Raw genomic sequence first — 728 nt, forward strand, 5'->3', positions numbered from 1 at the left:
CAATTCCGAGACTGGCAAATATTATCGAATACGCCTCATGCTGGCTGCCATGTGGTCTGCACAGGAGTTTTTGAGTACTTACCGCTACTTCGCTTGGACAGGATAATGGCCAATTGACCATTGGGGGCGCAGTGATACCAAATGTACTCTTCACCGAGCACAATGCGGAAGCCATCCGTTCAAAACGGTTAGAACAAATAAAATCTCTAGAGTTGGAAAGCAACAAGCTGGAACAGCAGATACTTAAAGACAAAAAGTTCCTACAGGGTAACGAGGCGGAGCAAGCTAGAGAGCGCAAAGAGATAGAAAATGAGATAAGAGAGGTTCAAGCGGAAATCACCGCTGTTTATGGGCTTGATGAGAACAAAATTAGCCTGCAAACCAGTTCAGAACAAGTAGAGCAACTTACTCAGACAACAAACGATTTGAGTACAAAAATCACTCACTTGAACGAGGCAATTACTACTCATAAAAATTTGCATACAAAAACAAAAGGAGAGGCCGATGAGTCGCGATTGGCCAACAGTACGCTTGAAACTACCCTTGTCACGCTTAACCGCAATTGGCAGAACCTGACCAATGGAATGTTTGAACACACTGCAGTACCAATGCAGTCAACATCAAGTGACGCAAGTGCCATCAATGAAGCCTTAAATCCCGCTTAACCTTGGGAATGTGAGCAAGCTGGCCGTACTTTTGGCAACAGAGTACAGTTTTTGCACAAAACG

At 44.4% G+C, this 728-nt stretch carries 1 protein-coding gene; it reads left to right on the top strand.

What is annotated here, in order from left to right; all coding sequences use genetic code 11:
- Positions 1-113: 113 nt before the first annotated feature.
- A complete protein-coding gene (locus ABD892_RS10280; protein ID WP_345195533.1) occupies positions 114-665 on the top strand; it encodes a hypothetical protein in 552 nt (183 codons plus the stop codon).
- The last annotated feature ends 63 nt before the right edge of the window (positions 666-728 follow it).

Origin of the sequence: Kistimonas scapharcae (assembly GCF_039540975.1) — a bacterium.
Lineage (GTDB): Bacteria > Pseudomonadota > Gammaproteobacteria > Pseudomonadales > Endozoicomonadaceae > Kistimonas > Kistimonas scapharcae.